Genomic DNA, 20466 nt, shown 5'->3' on the forward strand with positions numbered 1-20466 from the left:
AGAGTTGCGGCGTTGTCCGGGGTGGAGGCGGCGTCTCAGGAGGATGCGGGGCGCAGCCGCAGTCCCTGCATCCCTCCGTCGACGGCCAGCGCGGTGCCGGTGACGGCCGCGGCGGCGGGGCTGGCGAGATACGCGACGGCGGCGGCCACCTCGTCGGCGGAGACCAGCCGTCCGGTGGGCTGACGGGCCTCCAGGGCGGCGCGCTCGGCCGCCGGATCGGGGGCCTGGTCGAGCAGCCGGCCGACCCACGGGGTGTCCGCGGTGCCGGGGTTGACGCAGTTGACGCGGACCCCCTCGCGGATGTGGTCCGCGGCCATGGCGAGGGTCAGCGACAGCACCGCGCCCTTGCTGGCGCTGTAGGCGGCGCGCTGCGGCAGTCCGGCGGTGGCGGCGATCGAGCAGGTGTGGGTGATGGAGACGGCGCCGGGCCGGTCGGCCGCGGCGGCGCGCAGATGGGGCAGCGCGGCCCGCGCGGTGCGGACCAGGCCCAGCACATTGATGTCCAGCAGCCGGTGCCACTCCTCGTCGGAGTTGTCCTCGACGCTGCCGATCGCGCCGATGCCCGCGTTGCCGACGAGGGTGTGCAGGGCGCCGAACTCGGTCACCGCCGCGTCCACCGCGGTCCTGATCGCCTCGTCGGAGGTGACGTCGGCCTTCAGCGGCAGCGTGCCGTCCGGGGCGCCCGACGGATCGCGGTCGAGCACGGCGACCCGCGCTCCCCGGTCGCGCAGCGTGGCGGCGATCGCGGCGCCGATACCGGAGGCGCCCCCGGTGACGAGCGCGGCCAGCCCTTCGAAGTCGCCGGTGGTCACTGGTTGTCCTCCTGTCGTACGGGCTGTGCGGGTGCGGGCGTTGCCGGTGCGGGCGGTGCCGGTTCGGGCCCTGCGAGGCGGGCCCGCCATTCGGGCCCGTCCGGATAGCGGTAGGCGGCGATCGACTCGGGGTACATACGGGCGGAGAAGCCCGGCGCGGTCGGGGCGCGGTAGCGGCCCGACTCGATGACCACGGGATCGGCGAAGTGCTCGTGGAGGTGGTCGACATACTCGATGACCCGGTCGTCCCAGCTGCCCGATACGGCCACGAAGTCGAACATGGCCAGATGCTGGACGAGTTCGCACAGCCCGACGCCGCCCGCGTGCGGGCACACCGGAAGTCCGTACTTGGCGGCGAGCAGCAGGATCGTGAGGTTCTCGTTGACCCCGGCGACCCGTGCCGCGTCGATCTGGACGAAGTCGACCGCCTCGGCCTGGAGCAGCTGCTTGAAGACCACACGGTTGGCGACATGCTCACCGGTGGCGACCTTGACCGGCTGTCCGGCGCGGATGGCGGCGTGGGCGAGGACGTCGTCCGGGCTGGTGGGCTCCTCGATCCAGTGCGGATCGTACGGCGCCAGGGCGCTCATCCAGCGCACCGCCTCCGCCACGTCCCAGCGCTGGTTGGCGTCCACGGCGATGCGCACATCGGGGCCGACCGCCTCGCGCGCGAGCCGCATGCGCCTGAGGTCCTCGTCGAGATCGGCGCCGACCTTGAGCTTGATCTGGCCGAAGCCGTCGGCGACGGCCTCCTGCGCCAGCTTGATCATTTTCTCGTCGGAGTAGCCGAGCCAGCCGGGCGAGGTGGTGTAGGCGGGGTAGCCCCGCTCGCGCAACAGCGCGGCGCGCTCGGCGCGGCCGGGCTCGGCGGCGCGCAGGATGGCGAGCGCCTCGTCACGGGTGAGCGCGTCGGTGAGGTAGCGGAAGTCGACCAGCTCGACCAGCTCCTCGGGCGACATCTCGGCGAGGAACTGCCACAGCGGCCGGCCGGCCTGCCGGGCGGCGAGGTCCCAGGCGGCGTTGACCACCGCGCCCGCCGCCATATGCATGACGCCCTTCTCCGGCCCGAGCCAGCGCAGCTGCGAGTCATGGGTCAGCTCACGGTGCAGGGCGGCCAGATCGGCCGCCGTCAGCGGCGCGGGGCGGCCCACCACATGGGGGCGGAGCGAGCGGATGGCGGCCGCGGTGACATCGTTGCCGCGGCCAATGGTGAAGACGAAGCCGTGTCCCTCGGACGCCGCCCCCTCCTCCGCGTCCGTGCGCAGCACGACGTAGGCGGCGGAGTAGTCGGGGTCCGGGTTCATGGCGTCCGAGCCGTCGAGCTGCTCCGAGGTGGGAAACCGGATGTCATGGACCTCGAGCTCGGTGACGGATGGACGCAGACTCAATGGGTGCTCCCTGAAACGATGCGCGAGAGAGAACATCGGACCTTTCGCGGTGATCCGATGTATAGCGCTGCTCCACGGGTTTCGTCCAGAGGTACGTCGGAACTTTCGGAGGACAGATCGGATGAATCTCTTAGTGCCCCTGGACGGGGGCTGCGGCCGGAGCACCGGAAAGCCGTAGGCTTGGGTGGCACGCAATGGGAACTGCAGCTGGTGGCGGCACCGATCCGTCCGCCCCGGTCGGAAGGAGGCGCTGGGTGATCGAGCTTGAGGGGGTTCCCGAGCTGATCGACCCGGTCATGATCTGTGCCTTCGAGGGCTGGAACGACGCCGGAGACGCCGCCTCGACCGCGGTCGGGCACCTGGACCGGGAGTGGAAGGGCGAGGTCTTCGCCTCGCTCGACGCCGAGGACTACTACGACTTCCAGGTGAACCGGCCCACCGTGGCCCTGGAGGGCGGCGTGCGCAAGATCACTTGGCCGACGACCCGGCTCTCGGTGGTCCGGGCGGACACCGGGGAGAAGTCCCGGGACCTGGTGCTGGTGCGCGGCATCGAGCCGAGCATGCGCTGGCGGTCGTTCTGCAACGAGATCCTCGGCTACGCCCATGAGTTGGGCGTGGAGATGGTCGTCATCCTCGGCGCACTGCTCGGTGACACCCCGCACACCCGGCCGGTGCCGGTCAGCGGGGTCACCTCCGATCCGGACCTGGCCCGCAGCCTCGATCTGGAGGAGACCCGCTACGAGGGCCCGACCGGGATCGTCGGAGTTCTCCAGGAGGCCTGCGCCCACGCCGGCGTCCCGGCGGTGAGCCTGTGGGCGGCCGTGCCGCACTACGTCTCGCAACCGCCGAACCCGAAGGCCACCCTGGCGCTGCTCAACCGCCTCGAGGACCTCATCTCGGTGCGTATCCCCCTCGGCGAGCTGACCGAGGACTCACGGGCCTGGCAGCTTGGCGTGGACCAGCTGGCCGCCGAGGACAGCGAGGTCGCCGAGTACGTCCAGTCGCTGGAGGAGGCGCGGGACACCGCCGAGCTGCCGGAGGCGTCGGGCGAGGCCATCGCCCGCGAATTCGAGCGCTATCTGCGGCGGCGCGACGGCCAGCCCGGCCCCGGCGGCCACGCGACCGAGAGCGGCGGCCTCGCGGAGGGCCGGGAGGGCGGCACAGGCGGCCCGGGCGCGCCCTATCTACGGGATCCCGCCACCGGCCATGGGCGGCCGCGCAGGCCGTCCCCCAAGGACGAGGTGACCAAGGACGAGGTGACCAAGGACGAGGTGGCCAAGGACGAGGTGGCCAAGGACGAGGTGGCCAACGACGGCGAGGACACTGGCGGCGCCGAGGACGACGCCAAGGATCCGGACGGCGCCCAGGGCGCTCAGGGTGGCGAGGGCCAGGACGTCTCCCGCCGCGACGAGAGCGGCACGGAGCGGGGCGGCGACGGGGACGAGGGGTCCGGCTCCGGCCGGTAGGCCGGTAGACCGGTAACCCACAACCGCGCCGCCGCGCGCGTACGCCACGCTCCACGGGGCCGCACGCCCCCACGTCAGCCGCGTGGCACGGCACACGGGAAGCAGCGACGAGCCCGCGCCGGGAGGACCCCGGCGCGGGCTCATGCGTTCACCGTCATCACGGTGCGGCGATACGACGCCGCGTCAGAGGGCCACGCCCAGCAGCGCGTCCACGGTGCGCGAGACCAGCCCGGGCGCCCCCTCGTCCGTACCGCCGGTGGCCGTCTGCGCGGCCGCCCAGCGGTCGACGGCGGCCAGGGCGGCCGGGGAGTCCAGGTCGTTCGCGAGCGCCTCGCGGACCTCCTCCACCAGCGCGGCGGCCGAGGGCCCGTCCGGCCGCGAGACGGCCGCACGCCAGCGTCCGAGGCGCTCCTCGGCCTCCCGCAGCACCCCGTCCGTCCACTCCCAGTCCGAGCGGTAGTGGTGGGCCAGCAGCGCGAGCCGTATGGCGGCCGGGTCCACACCGTCGCGGCGCAGCGCCGAGACGAAGACCAGGTTGCCCTTGGACTTGGACATCTTCTCGCCGTCCAGAGCCACCATTCCGGCGTGCACATACGTTTTGGCGAACGGCCGCTCACCGGTGAGGACCTGGGCGTGCGAGGCACCCATCTCATGGTGCGGGAAGGCGAGATCGGATCCGCCGCCCTGCACATCGAAGCCCATGCCGAGGTGGTCCAGGGCGATGGCCACGCACTCGATGTGCCAGCCGGGGCGGCCGGAGCCGAGCGATCCGCCGTCCCAACTCGGCTCGCCGTCACGGGCGGCCATCCACAGCATCGGGTCGAGGGGGTTCTTCTTGCCGGGGCGCTCCGGGTCGCCGCCGCGCTCGGCGGACAGCAGCCGCATGGCCTCGGCGTCGAGCCGGCTGACGGACCCGAAGGAGGGGTCGGACTCCACGGAAAAGTAGATGTCGCCTTCGAGTTCATAGGCGGCGCCCAGGTCGCGCAGCCGCTCCACGAGCGGCACGATGCCCGGTATCGACTCGACGGCGCCGATGTAGTGGCGCGGGGGCAGCATCCGCAGGGCCGTCATGTCCTCGCGGAAGAGGGCGGTCTCGCGCTCGGCGAGGGCCGTCCAGTCGTCGCCGTTCCGCTGGGCCCGCTCCAGCAGGGGGTCGTCGACATCCGTGACGTTCTGGACGTAGTGAACCTGGCGCTTGGTGTCGAGCCATACGCGCTGAACGAGGTCGAACGCGTTGTAGGTCGCGGCATGACCCATGTGGGTCGCGTCGTACGGGGTGATCCCGCAGACGTAGATGCGCGCGACGGGACCGGGGGTCAGAGTGATCCGTCCCCCGGTCGCGGTGTCGTGAATGCTCAGGTCCCGGCCACTGCCGGGCAGGGCGGGAACCTCAGAAGCGGGCCAGGCATACATGCAATGAGCGTAACCGGATGCAGCGTCCGCATACGAACCGGACCAGCGGTGTTGGCCGGATGGGCGGTCTTGTGGATGCGCCCGTGAGCTGCATGAGCCCTCTGAGCTGCGTTCCACGGCTGCCGGGCGGGGACGCGGCGGAGCGCCGCCCGGAGACGGAACGGGCCGGTCCGCTCCGACCGGCGGCCAGGGGACCCGGCCGCCTCAGACCCGCGGCCACCGAGCCCGGAGCGGACCCGGCCGCCTCAGACCGGCGGCCAGGGGATGGCGGGCCACTGGCCGCTGGGCTCGGGGTGCTTCCCGGTCCGCAGCAGCGTGGCCACACGGGCCCTCAGGGCCTCGATCTCGGCCCCGGTGATCAGCTCCGCCAGCCGGGCGCAGAGCGGGCCGCCGTCGGCGAGCTGGTCCGCCAACCGGCGCAGCACCTCCAGCACATCGTCCGGCAGCGGCTCCCCGGCCCAGCCCCACAGCAGCGTGCGCAGCTTGTCGTCGGCGTTGAAGGTCACTCCGTGATCAATCGCATAGAGCCGGCCACCGGCCGCGGGCAGCAGATGGCCGCCCTTACGGTCGCCGTTGTTGATCACCGCGTCGAGGACGGCCAGCCGGCGCAGCCGTACGTCGTCGGCGTGGACCAGCAGCGCCGTACGGCCCTCGCCCACCTCGGCGTAGCCGATCGCCTTCCAGCCGGGGCCCGGTTCGTCGCCCTCGACGAGCGCGAGCAGCTCCCCTCCCCCGGTCTCCCCGGATCCATCGCCGTCGGCGTCGCCGTCCGCCCCGTCGGAGGCCACCTCGACCTCTATCCAGAGCTGGCACATCCCCTGCCCGTACGGCCCGTCGCGCAGCACAGTGGGCGGCACCAGGCCCCAGCCGGTGGCCTCGGAGATCTCGTACGCGGCGACCTCGCGCTGGGCGAGCGTGCCGTCCGGGAAGTCCCACAGCGGCCGTTCCCCGGCCACCGGCTTGTAGACGCAGGGGGCGCTGTGGCCGTCGTACTCGACCGTGCAGTACAGCACCGCGTTGGACGCCTCCCGGACCTGTCCGCGCACCGTCAGCTCACCGAGAGCCAGCAGCTCGGACGGGGGCAAGAGGCGCGAAGCCTCCGTTGAGGGTGGTGGTGGGAGACGGGTGGGCGGCGTCAGGCTCCGCGGCGGTATCCGTTCTGGCGCGGACATACGTGTCCCTCCGGGTCGAGCGGCAGACTGCACAGCGGGCAGGGCGGCCGGCCGGCGTTGACGACCTCCAGGGCGCGCTTGGCGAACGCGCGCGCCTGCGTCCCGGTGAGCCGCACCCGCAGCATGGGCGGGCCGTTCACATCGTCCTGGAGCAGCCGCTCCTCGGCCTCGGCCAGATCCTCCTCGGACTCGGCCTCCAGCTCGACCAGGGCCTGCGCCTCGACGATCATCCGCTGTTCCTCGCCATCCCAGGCGAGTGCCATGGTGCCGACCCGGAACTCCTCCTCCACGGGGGCTTCCAGCGGTGCGGTGTCGGTGAGTTCGGTCGGTGCGACGGCGGGGACCGGGGCGTTTCCGCCGGTGCGCCGCACCACCTCGTCCAGCAGCTCGTCTATCCGCTCGGCCAACGCGGCGACCTGCGTCTTCTCCAAGGCGACACTGGTGGTCCGGCCACTGGCGGACGCCTGCAGGAAAAAGGTACGGCGACCAGGCAGCCCGACCGTACCGGCGACGAAACGGTCCGGCGGGTCATAGAGGAACACCTGACGGGACAACGTCCTGCTCCATTTTGGTTCGACTGCTCGGCTGACTGACTGCTGACCGCTGGGTGCCACGACCGCCCGGTCAGGGCTGTCACGGCGCCCTCGCACCGCGGCACCACCCTACTGCGCACGGAGATCACGGTGCTCCCGCGTCGCCGCCCACCGCCGCGTCCCCGCCCCGGTCCCCGGTGGTCTCCTCGCGCGGCGCCAGTCCCGCGAAGTCGCCGGTGTCGCCGAGCCGGACGACGAAGGGCCGGGTCGGGGTGTACCGGATCGCGGTGACCGAGCAGGGCTCGACCGAGATCCGCTGGAAGAGATCGAGATGCAGTCCGAGGGCGTCCGCGACCAGTGCCTTGATGACGTCCCCGTGGGAGCACATCAGATAGACCGCGTTGGCGCCGTGCTCCTGCTCGATCCGGGCGTTCCAGTCGCGCACCGCCTCGACCGCGCGCGTGTGCATGGCGCGCATGGACTCGCCACCGGGGAAGGCGGCGGCGGACGGATGCTGCTGGACGACGTTCATCAGTGGTTCATCGGCGAGCTCGGCGAGCTTACGGCCCGACCAGTCGCCGTAGTGGCACTCCCCGATCCGGTCGTCGGGGTGCAGCGGCAGTTCGGGGCGGGCGGCGAGCAGCGGGGCCAGCGTCTCCCGGCAGCGCTGCAGGGGGCTGGTGACGGCGGCGGCCAGGGGCAGCCCGGCCAGCCTGCCGGGCAGCGCCGCGGCCTGGGCCGTACCGCGCTCGTCGAGGGCGACACCGGGGGTCCAGCCCGCCAGGACGCCCGCGGTGTTGGCGGTGGACCGGCCGTGCCGTACGAGGATCAGCATGGGCATGCCTGCCACCCTACGACCCTTCCGGCGCCGCTCAGCGGGGGTGCGCTCCGATCCCGCACAAGGGCCCCCCTGTGCGTACCGGCATCACGCGAGGCAGAATGCGCTGCGTGATCGTGGATTGTGCCATCTACCGGGACGGGTGCCGCACCGAGGGCCCCGCCGACTTCTCCGACGCCCTCGACGAGGCGCGCGCGAGCGGGGACGCCTTCTTGTGGATCGGCCTGCATGAGCCGACCGAGAAGGAGTTCGAGCTGGTCACCAGCGAGTTCGGACTTCATCCGCTGGCCGTGGAGGACGCCCTGTGCGCCCACCAGAGGCCGAAGCTGGAGGTCTATGACGACTCGCTGTTCCTGGTGCTCAAGCCGATCCAGTACGACGACAAGGCCGGCACCGTCACCGCGGGTGAGCTGATGGTCTTCGTCGGTGACTCCTTCGTGGTGACCGTAAGGCACGGCGAGGCGAATCCGCTCGGCGCGGTGCGGGACCGGCTGGAGAAGATGCCGGAGGTCCTGCAGCACGGTCCGACGGCGGTGATGTACGCGGTCTCGGACGCGGTCGTGGACCACTACCTGGACGTGGCCGACGCGCTGCACGGGGACCTGGAGGGGCTGGAGACGGAGGTGTTCGCCCCGAACGCGGGCGCCGGGCAGAACACCGCCGGGCGGATCTACGCCTTCAAGCGCGAGGTGATGGAATTCCGCCGGTCGGCCGGGCCGTTGGGGGAGCCGATGGAGCGGCTCACCGGCGCCGGGGTGCCGTTCGTGCACGAGGGCTCCCGGCCGTTCTTCCGCGATGTCAGCGACCATCTGACCCGGGTGAACGAACATGTGGAGGGGTTGGACCGGCTGCTGTCGGACATCCTCTCCGCCCATCTCGCGCAGATGGGCGTGCGGCAGAACGACGACATGCGGAAGATTTCGGCGTGGGCGGCGATGGCCGCGGTGCCGACGATGATCGCCGGGATCTACGGCATGAATTTCGACCATATGCCCGAGCTGAAGCAGCCCTGGGGATACCCGGGGGTGGTCGCGCTCATGGCCGGTGTGATCGCCGTGCTGTACCGCTGGTTCAAGCGCCGCGGGTGGCTCTGAGCCGGTGGCGCTGCCGAAGCCATAGTCGGGCTCAGACGAACTCGGGCGCCTCGGGTGCCCCGGAAGCGCTCTGGGCGGGCCCGCCGAGCGCGTTGCGCCGCTCGGGCATCCGCAGGGACACCATGCGCCGCCAGCCCCCCAGCCGCTCGTACATGTGCAGGGCGTGGATCCCGGCCGCGAACAGCGCGGACTTCGGCTCGGGCCAGCCGAGAACGCACCCCATGTGGGCCATCACGGCCAGGCTGACGTCCCGGTAGACCTCCATCTCGACGAGCGCGGTCTCCCGCAGGGCCCGCTGGATGGTCCGGCCGTATCCGGCGGCGGCCAGGCGCAGCAGCTCCTCGTGGCAGTAGGCGAGGTGGTTGTCCTCGTCCTCGGCGATCATGCGCACGGCACGGCCGAGGTCGGGGTGATCGCCGAAGTACCTGCGCAACATCACCATCTGCGCGGAGGCGCGCTGTTCGGTGACCCGGCTGTGTGCGAGGTAGATCACAATGTCGTGCTCGGTGAGCGGCTCATCGCGGCGCAGCTTGTCATGGGCGAGGCCGATGCCGCGCGCCTCCAGGAGCATCGTGTAGTCGGCCTCGCGCGGCACCTCCATGGGCTCCAGATCGCGCTTGCTCAGCAGGGCGTTGAAGATCCGGCCGTGTTTGTCCTCGTCGGCGCCATGGCGGGCGATCTTGGGGGCGAGGTCGCGCAGGCTCTCGGGCACGAGGGCGGCGATCCGGCCGTTCTCCCAGCCTCCCTGGGCCTCCCCGCTGGCCGCGACGGAGCAGAAGAGCCGGAACGACTCGTCGTCGTCGAGGATCTCCTGGAACACGCTTTTCGCCGAGAGCATCGCCGCCACCTCCGTGCGCTTGTCGTGCGCCGCCGTGCCGACATCCACGCAGGGGCTGCGCAGAAAAAGTCAACGGCCCGGTGGGCGCGGCGGCAACAGCTCAGGCTCACGGCTCGGCCGAACGGAGGACGGCGCGGGCGCCGCGTCCCCGTAACTGCTGGGCGGCGTAGGCGTTGTGCTGGATGACGGCCGTGGCGGGGAGACCCCCGAGCCCCCACCACGGCCGCAGAACTCTCCCGGCGCGGCGCCGAGCCGACTCCCCGGCCGAGCCGACTCCCCGGCCGAGCCGACTCCCCAAGGGCCTTCGACGGCCGCTGTGCGGCTTGCCACGGCCTCGCGTGCGCCATCGCGGCCTTACGGCGAGCAGGGCCGCCCCTGGCGCTCGTCGTCCCCTCAGCGCCCGATGGCGGCCCTTGGCGCTCGTCGCCGGCCTTTACGCGACTCCGGCCCGCTCCAGGGCCTCCACGCCCGCCCGCAGCCCGGCGAGGCGCTCCTCCAGCGTGAAGCCCGAGGGTGTGAGCGACAGGGTGGTGACCCCGGCCTCCGCGTACGCCTGCATGCGGTCCGCGATGCGCTCGACGGGGCCGAGCAGCGAGGTGGAGTCGATCAGCTCGTGGGGGACGGCCGCGGCGGCACCCTCCTTGTCCCCGGAGAGGTACTTCTCCTGGATCTCGGCGGCCTCCTTCTCGTACCCCATGCGCTGCGCGAGCTTGTTGTAGAAGTTCTGCTTGGCGCTGCCCATGCCGCCCACGTAGAGCGCCGTGTACGGGCGGAACTGGTCGGCGAGGGCGCGGACGTCGTCGCCGAGGGCCATGGGAACGGTGGGCACCACGTCGAAGCCCTCGAGGTCCTTGCCCGCCTTCTCCCGGCCCGCACGCAGCGAGCTGAGGGTGGTCGCCTCGGCGTGCTCGGGCGCGTAGAAGAGAACCAGGGCGCCGTCGGCGATCTCGCCGGTCTGCTCCAGGTTCTTCGGGCCGATGGCCGCGATGTACAGCGGGATGTACTCCCGCACCGGGTGCACGGTGAGCTTGAGGGGCTTGCCGGGGCCGTCGGGCAGCGGCAGCGTCCAGTTCTGGCCCTCGTGCGTCAGCCGCTCGCGTGACATCGCCTTGCGGATGATCTCCACGTACTCGCGGGTGCGGGCGAGCGGCTTGTCGAACCGCGTCCCGTACCAGCCCTCGGACACCTGGGGCCCCGAGACGCCGAGCCCGAGGCGGAAGCGGCCACCGGAGAGGGTGTCGAGAGTGGCGGCCGTCATGGCCGTCATGGCCGGGGTACGGGCCGGGATCTGGAAGATGGCGGAGCCGACATCGATGCGTTCGGTCTGCGCGGCGACCCACGCGAGGACCGTGGCCGCGTCCGAACCGTAGGCTTCGGCGGCCCAGCACACGGCGTAGCCGAGCCGGTCGGCCTCGCGGGCGACCTCGAGGTTGTCCGCGTCCATTCCGGCGCCCCAGTAGCCGAGGTTGATGCCGAGCCTCATACCGCACCCCTTACTGATCAGTAACGTCGCTGTTCCGGGGACTCTAGCGCGCATGGCCGGGATACGTCAGGGGTGGGTTATCCACAGGCTGCCACGAGGCGCTTTCCGGACAGTAATCTCGACGTTCATGGAGCTAAGGCACCTCGGCCGCACGGGCCTGCGCGTCTCCCGGCTCGGGCTCGGCACGCTCACTTGGGGGCGGGACACAGACGAGCACGACGCCGCGGATCAGCTCAAGGCGTTCTGGGAGGCGGGCGGGACACTGGTCGACACCGCCGATGTCTACGCGGACGGCGGCGCCGAATACCTCCTGGGGCAGTTACTGGAAGGGCTGTTGCCGCGGCGCGATCTGCAGATCGCCACCAAGGCCGGCAGCGTGCCCGATCCCGACCGCCGCTTCGACGGTTCGCGCGGCCATCTGCTGGGCGCGCTGGACGCCTCCCTGGAGCGGCTGGGCACGGACTATGTCGACCTGTGGCAGGTGCACGCCTTCGATCCGTTCACCCCGCTCGAGGAGACCTTGCAGGCGCTCGACATCGCGGTCAGCAGCGGCCGGGCCCGCTATGCGGGGGTGTCCAACTTCAGCGGCTGGCAGCTCGCGAAGGCCGCCACCTGGCAGCTAGCCGCCTCCGGTGCGCACACCCGGCTGGCCAGCACGCAGATGGAGTATTCACTGCTCCAGCGCGGTGTGGAGCGCGAGGTGCTGCCCGCCGCCCTCGACCTCGGCGTCGGGCTGCTGCCGTCCTCGCCGCTCGGCCGCGGTGTGCTCACCGGCAAGTACCGCCATACGACGCCCGCCGACTCGCGCGGCGCCTCCGAGCTCGCGGCCTTCGTCGCCCCGTATCTGGACGAGGAGGCGAGCCGGATCGTCGAGGCGGTCGCCATAGCCGCGGACGGCCTGGCGACCACCGCGCTCAATGTGGCGCTCGCCTGGGTCCGCGACCGCCCGGGGGTCACCGCGCCGATCGTCGGCGCGCGCAACGCACAGCAGCTGAGAGCGGCGTTGTCGGCGGAGAGCCTTAGTCTTCCGGACGAGATCTGCCAGGCGCTCGACGATGTGTCGGCGCCCGTGCACCGCTATCCCGATCAGGACTGGAGCACGCTGTGAGTACCGACCGCCTCGCCGGCGAGGCCGCATCCGCGCCCGAGGAGGCCGAGCCCAATCCCGCCGAGCCGGCGGAGCCGGGCGGGCCCGGGGCCCCGGAGCCGGGTGGGCCCGGAGGTCCCGACGCCGCCGGGACGGACCCGGACCACGCCCCGGGCGACCACAGCGAGCCCGGCGGCGCGGACGCCCTGGCGGGGGCGGACCGGAACGACGCGGGAACCGCGGCCGCCGGGCCCGCCCGACGGGGCGGGGCCGACGCTGCCGAGGCTCCCGCCGCCGGAACGGGCGGCACCCACGGCGGGAGCGCCGACCGCGAGCCGACCCCGGCTGCCCCCGGGGACGGGGTCGGCGGGAAGGGGCGGCGGTCGGCGGCGGCTGAGGCGTTGGCCGCCGCTGTGCGGGCCGTGGAGAGCGGTGAGCGGTCGGCGGCGTCGTTCTTCAACGACGCCCCCGCGCGCCGTCCGGCGGCGCCTGCCGCCCCAGCCGCACCCGTGCGCGAGCAGCCCCGTGCGGCGGCCCCCGCGCCCGCTCCCGTGCGCCCGCCGTCGGCCCGTCCGGCGTCCGGGCCAGGGGGCGAGGTCGCCGGCAGCAGCGACGTCCGGCAGGTGCTCGCGGCGGGTGGAGCCCCCGAGACCCTGGCGGGGCCGGTCGCCGAAACGCTCGGGGAGCGTGCCGCCGAGGCGCTGCGCGAGGACCCCTGGCAACTGCTGGCCGTGCCCGGCGTGCGCCCCGAACAGGCGGACGGCTTCGCCCGCTCCCTCCTCGGCCCGGCCTGCGAGCCCGGCGACGAGCGGCGTGCTCTGGCGCTCACCGGCTGGCTGCTCGAGCGCGCCGCCCTCGAAGGACACACCGCGCTGGAGTCGTCCACGCTGCGCGACGCGCTCGCCAAGGTATCCGTGCCGGACCCGGACGAGGCACTGCGCACCGCGATCGCGGAGGGCGCGGTGCTGGTCTTCCAGGACGCGCTCGACGCCCCGCCGGGGGCGCGTCCCCAGGCGGCCGACGACGAGGACGCCGAGCAGCCGGTGCGGGTGCTGCTGGGGCTGGACCGCTATGCCCTGGCGGAGGAGAGCCTGGCCGACGCTCTCGCCCGGCTGGCGAGCACCTTCGCCCCGTCACAGGGCGGCGCGGCAGACGGCGAGGCGCCCGCGGGCGCCCCCGGCGCGCCCGAGTGGGAGAGCGCGGCCGGCGCCGCGCCGACCGCCTCCGCCGCGGAGCTCATCCGTACGGTCGCGGCCCACGGCCTGGTCGCCCACAGCGGTGGCGAGGCGGCGCGCGCCGAACCGGCGGCACTGGTCGCCGCCGCCCGCGCCCTGGGCCTGCGGGCCTACGCGGCCGCGCACAGCGAGGACGGCAGGCGGCGGCTGGCCGCCGCGCTGAGCGAGGCCCCGGGCACCGGCCCGGAGGCCACCTCTGCGGATCCGGAGGCCGCCTCTGCGGCCGTCACCATTGCCGGGCTGCTGGCCGACGCCGAGGGTCCCGGACGCGACGAGGAGGGCGCGCTCGCGCTCGATCTGCTCGCCGTGCTGGACGCCCCGCGGCTCGATGTGGAGACGGCCGCGATGCTCGTCGAGTCGCTGCCGGACGGCGCCCGTCTGGTGCTGAGCGGGGATCCCGGAGTGCTGTGGTCGGCCGGCCCCGGCCGGGTCTTCGCGGATCTGGTGGCGGCCCGCCGCTGCCCGCAGGTCGTCTCCCGCACCCCCGACCCGGGCCCGATCGGCGAGCTGGTCTCGGGCATCGGGATCGGCGAGCTCAACCAGGTGGAGGCGCCCGGCAAGGAGGTCGTGATCGTGCCCGTGCGGGACGCGGGCGAGGCGGTGCACCGCACCGTGCAGCTCGTGGCCGACTCGGTGCCCCGTGCGATCGGCATCCCGGCCGAGCAGACCCAGGTGATCACCCCGGGCCACGGTGGCGCGGCCGGCACCCGCGCGCTCAACGCCGCACTGAAGACCCGGCTCAACCCCGGCCCCGGCCGGTTCGGCGGCTTCGACCCGGGCGACCGCGTGGCGTACACCCCGGCCCCGGGCCGTACGGTGCCGGGCACCGTGGTCTCGGCGGACGCCGAGGGGCTGCGTCTGGACTGCGCGGGCAGCCCCGTCGTGGTGCCACGCACGGAGGTCGGCGAGCTGGTGCGGCACGGCTGGGCCCTCACCGCGCACCAGGCGGCCGGAGCGCGCTGGCCCGCGGCCGTGGTGGTGCTGCCGGGCGACGCCACGGCGGGGCTGACCCGCGCCTGGATCTACACGGCCTTCAGCCGCGCTGAGCGCCATCTGTCGGTGGTCCACGGCGCGGACGCGGCGCTGCCCCGGGCAGTGGCGGAGATCCCCTTCAAGGAGCGCACCACACGGCTGCGCGCCCTGCTCCAGGCCCAGGTCCCGGCCGGGTCCGCGGGCTGACCGGCGGCCCGGCCGCGGCCCGCGACAGGCCCCCGGGAACACCATGGCCCCGGATCGCCCAGCCTGAGGCGGGGCGATCCGGGGCCGGGCGATCGGTCCGGAGCCGCGGTGCTCAGCTACCCGGTTCCAGCACCTCCAGCTCGTCCTCGTCCTCGAGCTCTTCGTCCTCAAGCTCCTCGTCGAAGACCGAACTCATGTCGAAGCGGCACACGACCATATGCGGATCCGCCTGGTCGAAGGGGGCCGAGAGCCACTCCCCCGGCTCCGGGGGCTCCTCGGCCGCCACCACCCAGAGCGTGGAGTCGCCCTCCTCGAGGCCGAACTCCTTGTGGCGAGAGGCGATCTCATCCGCCTCGAACTCGCCGAAGACCACGCCCAAGGCGGTGTGCACACTCTCCCCGGCGGCCGCGCCGCCGCCCTGCCTGTCGCTCCCTGTGTCGATGTCCGGATCCAGGTCAGCGATCCGCTGCGCCTGCGAGAGCAGCCGCTGCGGTTCGACGACGACGTAGTCCCTGCGGATCAGCACGCTCAGCGCGCTCGGCTCCTCCGGCCCGGCGTAGGCGGGGAGGCGGTCGTCACCAGGGATCTCGAAGGGCGTCACCTCGTCGTAGGCGTCATAGAGCAGCTCGTCGTAGACCTCGGCTGCCGCGGCCAGTTCGTTGAACGCGGCGTAGACGGCCGGATCGCCTTCCCCCGACCGGCGTTCGACAGCGTCGAGGTGACGATCCAGTGCGGCTTTCACCGCTTCGGCAGCGGCGCGTACCTCGGCAGCGGATGGCTGCGCAGCATCAGACATAGTGCAGACGCTATCCGTAGCAGGGCAGTTCCCGCACAATAGATGCGATGCCGGAATACGAATTCTGTGATGTGTATGTGCCGCGCGGGGTTTCCCGCAAGGCCACTACCCGCCTGCTCACCGACCATGCTGAGTACGGACACTGGGAGTTGGATCGCCTGAGACTCAACCCCGACGGCAGCCGCAGAGTGCGATTGCGGCGCCGGATCATCCGCCAACTCCGGGCCACCTGGTAGCGGGCCGGGACAAGACGGTGCGGGCCCCGCTTGGTGCGGGGCCCGCCGTGAGTGACGCCACGGTCACCCGGCGTAGGAGATCCGGTGTGTGATGCGTGACGTGCGAGGTGCGGTGCGCGGTGTGCGGTGCCCGGCGGGTGTCGCGTTACGACCACCGCACGGCACGATCAGCACCTGTCCCACCCGTCGCACCTGGCAGCGCGATGCGTGATCAGCGCTGCGCGGCGCGGGCCCGTCGGTAGAGCACCGTGCCCGCCAGCAGCAGGCCCGCGGCGGCCGGAATGGCCAGCTCGACGGGGCCGGCACCGGTGTGCGCCAGCTGCTCCTTGCCGCCGAGGTTCGCGGACGGGTCGAGGCCGTGGTTTCCCGCCTGCTCAGCGGGGTCATCCGAGTCACCGCCACCGGGGTTCGAGCCCCCGGGGTTACTGGGGTTGCCAGGATTGCCGGGGTTGCCCGGCTCACCGGGCTGCCCGGGGTTGCCAGGATTGCCGGGCTGACCCGGGTTCCCGGGGTTCCCAGGGTTGCCGGGGTTGCCAGGGTTGCCGGGGTTCCCAGGGTTACCCGGGTTGCCGGGGTTCCCAGGGTTACCGGGGTTACCCGGGTTCCCAGGGTTACCCGGGTTCCCAGGGTTCTCCGGTACCGCCGGGACCGTCTCAGCGCAGTCGCCGCCGTCGCCGGTGTTGCCGAACCCGACCGCGCTGATGTTGTTCCCGCACACATTGACCGGAACGCCGATCGGGGCCTGGATGTTGTTGCCGGAACCGATCCCCGACGAGTCACTGGCGCTGCCCTGCGCCTGCGGACCGCCGGCCTGGGTACCGCCACCGCCGGACGAGTCGTCCGAACCGCCGCCGCACCGCCCCCCACCGGCACCGTTGAAGACGCCGATGACGCTCACCGTGTTTCCGCACAGATTCACCGGCACATGCACCGGGGCCTGGATGTTGTTGCCCGAGACGACGCCCGGCGAGTACGCGGCGCCACCATCGGCCCCCGGACCCGCCGCCTGGGCGTAGCCGCCGGTCACGGCGAGAACGCCGCTCGCCGCGGCTACGGTGATCAGGCCCTTTTTCGCAACCTGTCGCATAACTTTCTGCTCCCCTAGCTTCTGTCCCGGCCGGAGTGCGCGCGGGCGATTTCGCCCGCACCCCCATCCCCGGGCGCCCCGGAGCACGCACACTCCGAAACCACCCGGGGCTCACACTCCGGTGGACCGTGACCCGATGTCACGTGATCGATGCGGTAGTTGCCGAAGGCGGGGTACAGCACCACCCCTTGTCGGCACCGCGGCCCGGTTACGGGCCGCACACACCATGTAACGAGAAGGGAGCAATCAAGCTATCAAGCTACGACACCATTCACCCTTTTTGGTTCCTTCGGTATGTGTGATCGATTAGGCCGTTCGTGCAGCCCTCAGCAGGCGTCCAGGAACCGGTCCAGCACCCTCACACCAAACTTCAGACCGTCCACCGGCACCCGCTCGTCGACCCCGTGGAACATCCCGGCGAAGTCCAGCTCGGGGGGCAGCCGCAGGGGCGCGAATCCGAAGCAGCGGATGCCGAGGTCGTCGAAGGACTTCGCGTCCGTACCGCCCGAGAGGCAGTACGGCACGGCGCGGGCGATCGGGTCCTCGGCCTTCAGCGCCGACTGCATGGCGTCGACCAGCGCCCCGTCGAAGTTGGTCTCCAGCGCCTTGTCCGCGTGCACGTCCTCCCGCTTGACCCGCGGGCCGAGGATGCGGTCGAGGTCGGCCAGGAACTCCTCCTCGAACCCCGGCAGGAAGCGCCCGTCCACATGCGCCGTGGCCTGCCCCGGAATGACGTTGACCTTGTAGCCGGCGCTGAGCATGGTCGGGGCGGCGGTGTTCTGGAGCGTGGCCCCGATGATCTTCGCGATGCCGCCCAGCTTGGCGAGCGTCTCGTCCATGTTCTCCGGGTCGAGCGGGGTGCCGAGCGCATCGGACAGCTCGTCCAGGAAGGACCGTACGGTCTTGGTGACCCGCACCGGGAACTTGTGCCGCCCGAGCCGCCCGACCGCCTCCGTGAGCTCCGTGATGGCGTTGTCGTTGTTGGTCATCGAGCCGTGCCCCGCGGTGCCGTCCACCGTGAGCCGCATCCAGTGCATGCCCTTCTGCGCGGTCTCGATCAGATAGAGCCGCAGATCCTCGTTGACGGTGAAGGAGAAGCCGCCGACCTCGCCGATCGCCTCCGTCACGCCCTCGAAGAGGTCGGGGTGGTTGTTGACCAGGTGCTTGGCCCCGTAGACCCCGCCCGCCTCCTCATCGGCGAGGAAGGCCAGCACGATGTCGCGCGGGGGCTTGCGGCCGCTGCGCAGCCGGTCCCGGACGACCGCGAGCGTCATCGCGTCCATGTCCTTCATGTCCACCGCGCCCCGGCCCCAGACGCAGTCGTCCACGATCTCGCCGGAGAAGGGGTGGTGGGTCCAGTCCTCGGCGTTGGCCGGTACGACGTCGGTGTGGCCGTGGATGAGCAGCGCCGGACGGGACGGATCCTCCCCCTCGATCCGTGCCACGGTCGACGCCCTGCCCTTGTGCGACTCGAAGATCTTCGGTTCGAGCCCCACCTCGGCGAGCTTCTCTGCGACGTACTCGGCGGCCGCGCGCTCACCGGGGCCGGAGTGGTCGCCATAGTTACTGGTGTCGATCCGGATCAGGTCACGGCAGAGGTCGACCACCTCGTCCTCGCCCCTGACCGTTCCGGTCGTCGTCGCGCCCGAAAGCGACTCACTCACGATGCCTCCTCGTCGTTGCGCTGCCGCGGGACGCCCAGGTACGGACCCCCGCGGCAGGGGTCACCCGCCCATCCTCCTCCGCTCGCCCGCCCAGCCCAAGGCTTCAATACCGCCGTCACGCCCCCGTCACACAGCGCGGCCGCGGAGGCGCGACCGGCTGTGATCGAGCACGTCCCGATGTTTGCTATGGTTTTCCACGTCGGAACGGCCGCGGGCCGACCGGCAGACACCTGGTCCGGGTGGCGGAATGGCAGACGCGCTAGCTTGAGGTGCTAGTGCCCTTTATCGGGCGTGGGGGTTCAAGTCCCCCCTCGGACACCAGCTAATACCCCACTTCATGTGGGGTTTTCTGCTTTCCGGGACGGTGGCGTGACCAACCACGTGTCCAACAGCCTGGCGTACCCCCATGTTCAGGCGCCCGCGCCCCCGTCGACCGGCACGATCGCGCCGGTCACCATCGAGGCACGGTCGCTGAGCAGCCACGCGGCCACCTCGGCCACCTCGCGGGGCTCGGCCATGCGGCCGAGCGGGGTCGCCGCGTTAATGCGCTCGCTGACGCCCGGGGATGCCGCCTCCCACGCGTCGATCATCTCCGTGGCGGTGCCGCCGGGGGTGATGCCGTTCACTCGGATCCCCTGAGGGCCCCAGGTCACGGCCGCGGTCTCGGTGATGCTGTTGAGGGCGCGCTTCATGGCGCCGTATGCGGGGAGGGCGGGGTTCGCGCGGCGGCTGCCGATGCTCGAGGTGTTGACGATCGCCCCGCCACCGTTTTGTCGCATGAGTGCGGCCTCGGCGGTCATGGCGGTCCAGTGCGAGCGGAAATTCACGGCGAACTGCTCGTCGATGTCCTCGTCACTCGTGGTCTCGAGCGGGCCGGGCTGCTGGATCGCCGCACCGTTGTTGAACGCGCCGTCGAGCCGTCCGTGCAGCTCCTCGACGCGGTCGACCGCCGCGCGGACGCTCGCACGGTCGGCGAGGTCGAGGGTGACGGCGTCGGCGACGCCTCCGTCGGCGCGGACCTCGGTGACGATGCGGTCGAGCGCGTCCGTGCTGCGGGCGGCGAGCACGACGGCGGCGCCCTCGGCGGCGAAGAGCCGGGCCGCGGCCGCTCCGATGCCGCGGCTGGCGCCGGTGATGAACACGACCTTGCCGGTGAGCAGGCCGATGGGTGCGATGTCGATGTTGTTCGTCATGACGACAGTGTCAGGCCGGCCTCGGGCCGGATGCAGGCACAGGCGGTACCAGGATCCGTGGCCGCGCGGCGGGCAGACTTGGGGTATGAACAGGCAGGAGCTCGGGGCGTTCCTCCGTAGCCGGCGCGAGCGGCTGCGGCCGCAGGATGTCGGCCTTCCCTCCGGACCGCGACGCCGGACACCGGGTCTGCGCCGCGAGGAGGCAGCGGTCCTCGCGCACATCTCCACGGAGTACTACGTCCGGCTCGAGCAGGGCAGGGCGCCGCGGCCGTCGGGCGAGGTCCTCGCCGGGATCGCGGGCGCGCTGCGGCTCACCGACGCCGAGTCCGACCACCTCCACGTCCTCGCGGGTACCGCGCCGACTCGTACCCGGGTGCACCGGCGCGACGTCCGCCCGAGCATCCTCGCGCTCCTCGAACGGCTGCCGCAGACGGCCGCTTTCGTGGTGTCCGCCGCGTTCGAGGTGCTCGCGTGGAACGACCTCGCGGCCGCGCTCATGGAGAACTTCGCCGGGCTCGCCCCAGAGGACCGCAATCTCGCGCGCCGGGCATTCCTCGGGCCGGTGCCACCTGACACGCCGCTGTACGGGATCTCCGACGCCGCCGAGTTCCGGCACCACGTCGTCATGGAGCTCCGTGCCACCCTCGCCCGCTACCCGACGGATCCCGCGGTGACCGGCCTCGTCGACGAGCTCCGCGACGCCAGTCCCGACTTCGCCCGGCTCTGGGAGCGGCACGACGTGCAGGCCGCGCCGATGCTCACGAAGACCTTCCGCCACCCGGTCGTCGGGGAGATCACCGTCGACTGCGACTCACTCGCGCTCACCGACCGCGACCAGCACCTCGTGCTCTACAGCGCGCCGCCGGGATCCCCTGGCGCCGAGGCTCTGGCTCTTCTGAATGTGCTGGGAGCCGAGGCCGGTGAATCTCTGCGGTAGCGGACACGGCCCGGT

Annotated in this window: 18 protein-coding genes and 1 tRNA gene; 7 read left to right on the forward strand and 12 right to left on the reverse strand. The window is 72.2% G+C overall.

The window, feature by feature from the left end:
- Positions 1-35 precede the first annotated feature (35 nt).
- Positions 36-812, reverse strand: a complete 777-nt coding sequence (locus J5X86_RS18320) for an SDR family NAD(P)-dependent oxidoreductase (RefSeq protein WP_208517859.1) — start codon at positions 810-812, stop codon at positions 36-38.
- The gene (locus J5X86_RS18325; protein WP_208517860.1) at positions 809-2236 is read right to left on the reverse strand and encodes an enolase C-terminal domain-like protein; all 1428 of its coding nucleotides are present in this window, start codon (positions 2234-2236) and stop codon (positions 809-811) included. Before J5X86_RS18325 ends, J5X86_RS18320 begins: the two co-directional genes overlap by 4 nt.
- 218 nt (positions 2237-2454) lie before the next feature.
- On the opposite strand from J5X86_RS18325, the gene J5X86_RS18330 reads away from it, so the two are divergent.
- Positions 2455-3666 (forward strand): PAC2 family protein, encoded by a 1212-nt coding sequence (locus J5X86_RS18330; protein ID WP_208517861.1) that lies wholly within the window; start codon positions 2455-2457, stop codon positions 3664-3666.
- Between the two features lie 183 nt (positions 3667-3849).
- On the opposite strand, the gene mshC is transcribed toward J5X86_RS18330, so the two are convergent.
- The 4 genes from mshC to J5X86_RS18350 form a co-directional block, all read right to left on the reverse strand.
- Positions 3850-5079 carry a cysteine--1-D-myo-inosityl 2-amino-2-deoxy-alpha-D-glucopyranoside ligase gene (gene mshC, locus J5X86_RS18335; RefSeq protein ID WP_208517862.1) on the reverse strand — a complete coding sequence of 410 codons (1230 nt, stop codon included), beginning with the start codon at positions 5077-5079 and terminating at the stop codon, positions 3850-3852.
- A 245-nt stretch (positions 5080-5324) separates the two neighbouring features.
- Entirely contained in the window at positions 5325-6251 is a 927-nt protein-coding gene (locus tag J5X86_RS18340) for an SCO1664 family protein (RefSeq protein WP_208517863.1), read from the reverse strand.
- Positions 6215-6805, reverse strand: a complete 591-nt coding sequence (locus J5X86_RS18345) for a DUF3090 domain-containing protein (protein WP_078640529.1) — start codon at positions 6803-6805, stop codon at positions 6215-6217. Before J5X86_RS18345 ends, J5X86_RS18340 begins: the two co-directional genes overlap by 37 nt.
- Positions 6806-6929: 124 nt before the next feature.
- Positions 6930-7625 carry a histidine phosphatase family protein gene (locus J5X86_RS18350; protein WP_208517864.1) on the reverse strand — a complete coding sequence of 232 codons (696 nt, stop codon included), beginning with the start codon at positions 7623-7625 and terminating at the stop codon, positions 6930-6932.
- Positions 7626-7723: 98 nt separating this feature from the next.
- Here J5X86_RS18350 and corA point away from each other — a divergent pair, with 98 nt between their 5' ends.
- On the forward strand, positions 7724-8716 hold the full coding sequence (gene corA, locus J5X86_RS18355) for a magnesium/cobalt transporter CorA (protein WP_208517865.1): 993 nt from the start codon (positions 7724-7726) through the stop codon (positions 8714-8716).
- Positions 8717-8747: 31 nt separating this feature from the next.
- Here the strand turns inward: corA and J5X86_RS18360 are convergent, their stop codons facing one another.
- Complete coding sequence (locus J5X86_RS18360; RefSeq protein WP_208518029.1) at positions 8748-9554, reverse strand: ferritin-like domain-containing protein; 807 nt, start codon at positions 9552-9554, stop codon at positions 8748-8750.
- A 433-nt stretch (positions 9555-9987) separates the two neighbouring features.
- Positions 9988-11037, reverse strand: coding sequence for an LLM class F420-dependent oxidoreductase (locus tag J5X86_RS18365; protein ID WP_208517866.1), 1050 nt, complete (start codon positions 11035-11037; stop codon positions 9988-9990).
- Between the two features lie 127 nt (positions 11038-11164).
- On the opposite strand from J5X86_RS18365, the gene J5X86_RS18370 reads away from it, so the two are divergent.
- Complete coding sequence (locus J5X86_RS18370) at positions 11165-12145, forward strand: aldo/keto reductase (RefSeq protein ID WP_208517867.1); 981 nt, start codon at positions 11165-11167, stop codon at positions 12143-12145.
- Positions 12142-14538, forward strand: coding sequence for a helix-hairpin-helix domain-containing protein (locus tag J5X86_RS18375; RefSeq protein WP_208517868.1), 2397 nt, complete (start codon positions 12142-12144; stop codon positions 14536-14538). Before J5X86_RS18370 ends, J5X86_RS18375 begins: the two co-directional genes overlap by 4 nt.
- Before the next feature lie 112 nt (positions 14539-14650).
- Here the strand turns inward: J5X86_RS18375 and J5X86_RS18380 are convergent, their stop codons facing one another.
- On the reverse strand, positions 14651-15334 hold the full coding sequence (locus J5X86_RS18380; protein WP_014059546.1) for a hypothetical protein: 684 nt from the start codon (positions 15332-15334) through the stop codon (positions 14651-14653).
- 47 nt (positions 15335-15381) lie between these two features.
- Between J5X86_RS18380 and J5X86_RS18385 the strand changes: the two genes are divergently transcribed.
- Positions 15382-15570, forward strand: a complete 189-nt coding sequence (locus J5X86_RS18385; RefSeq protein WP_014059547.1) for a DUF5703 family protein — start codon at positions 15382-15384, stop codon at positions 15568-15570.
- A 211-nt stretch (positions 15571-15781) separates the two neighbouring features.
- Here the strand turns inward: J5X86_RS18385 and J5X86_RS18390 are convergent, their stop codons facing one another.
- Entirely contained in the window at positions 15782-16657 is an 876-nt protein-coding gene (locus J5X86_RS18390) for a chaplin (RefSeq protein WP_208517869.1), read from the reverse strand.
- Between the two features lie 326 nt (positions 16658-16983).
- Positions 16984-18321 (reverse strand): M20/M25/M40 family metallo-hydrolase, encoded by a 1338-nt coding sequence (locus J5X86_RS18395; protein ID WP_208517870.1) that lies wholly within the window; start codon positions 18319-18321, stop codon positions 16984-16986.
- Between the two features lie 233 nt (positions 18322-18554).
- Here J5X86_RS18395 and J5X86_RS18400 point away from each other — a divergent pair.
- Positions 18555-18642 (forward strand) — tRNA-Leu (locus J5X86_RS18400).
- Positions 18643-18731: 89 nt separating this feature from the next.
- Here J5X86_RS18400 and J5X86_RS18405 read toward each other — a convergent pair.
- Positions 18732-19514 (reverse strand): SDR family NAD(P)-dependent oxidoreductase, encoded by a 783-nt coding sequence (locus J5X86_RS18405; protein ID WP_208517871.1) that lies wholly within the window; start codon positions 19512-19514, stop codon positions 18732-18734.
- A gap of 85 nt (positions 19515-19599) precedes the next feature.
- Here J5X86_RS18405 and J5X86_RS18410 point away from each other — a divergent pair, with 85 nt between their 5' ends.
- Complete coding sequence (locus J5X86_RS18410; RefSeq protein ID WP_208517872.1) at positions 19600-20451, forward strand: helix-turn-helix transcriptional regulator; 852 nt, start codon at positions 19600-19602, stop codon at positions 20449-20451.
- Positions 20452-20466 lie beyond the last annotated feature (15 nt).

Origin of the sequence: Streptomyces sp. NEAU-YJ-81, assembly GCF_017592595.1 — a bacterium.
Taxonomy (GTDB): domain Bacteria; phylum Actinomycetota; class Actinomycetes; order Streptomycetales; family Streptomycetaceae; genus Streptomyces; species Streptomyces hygroscopicus_B.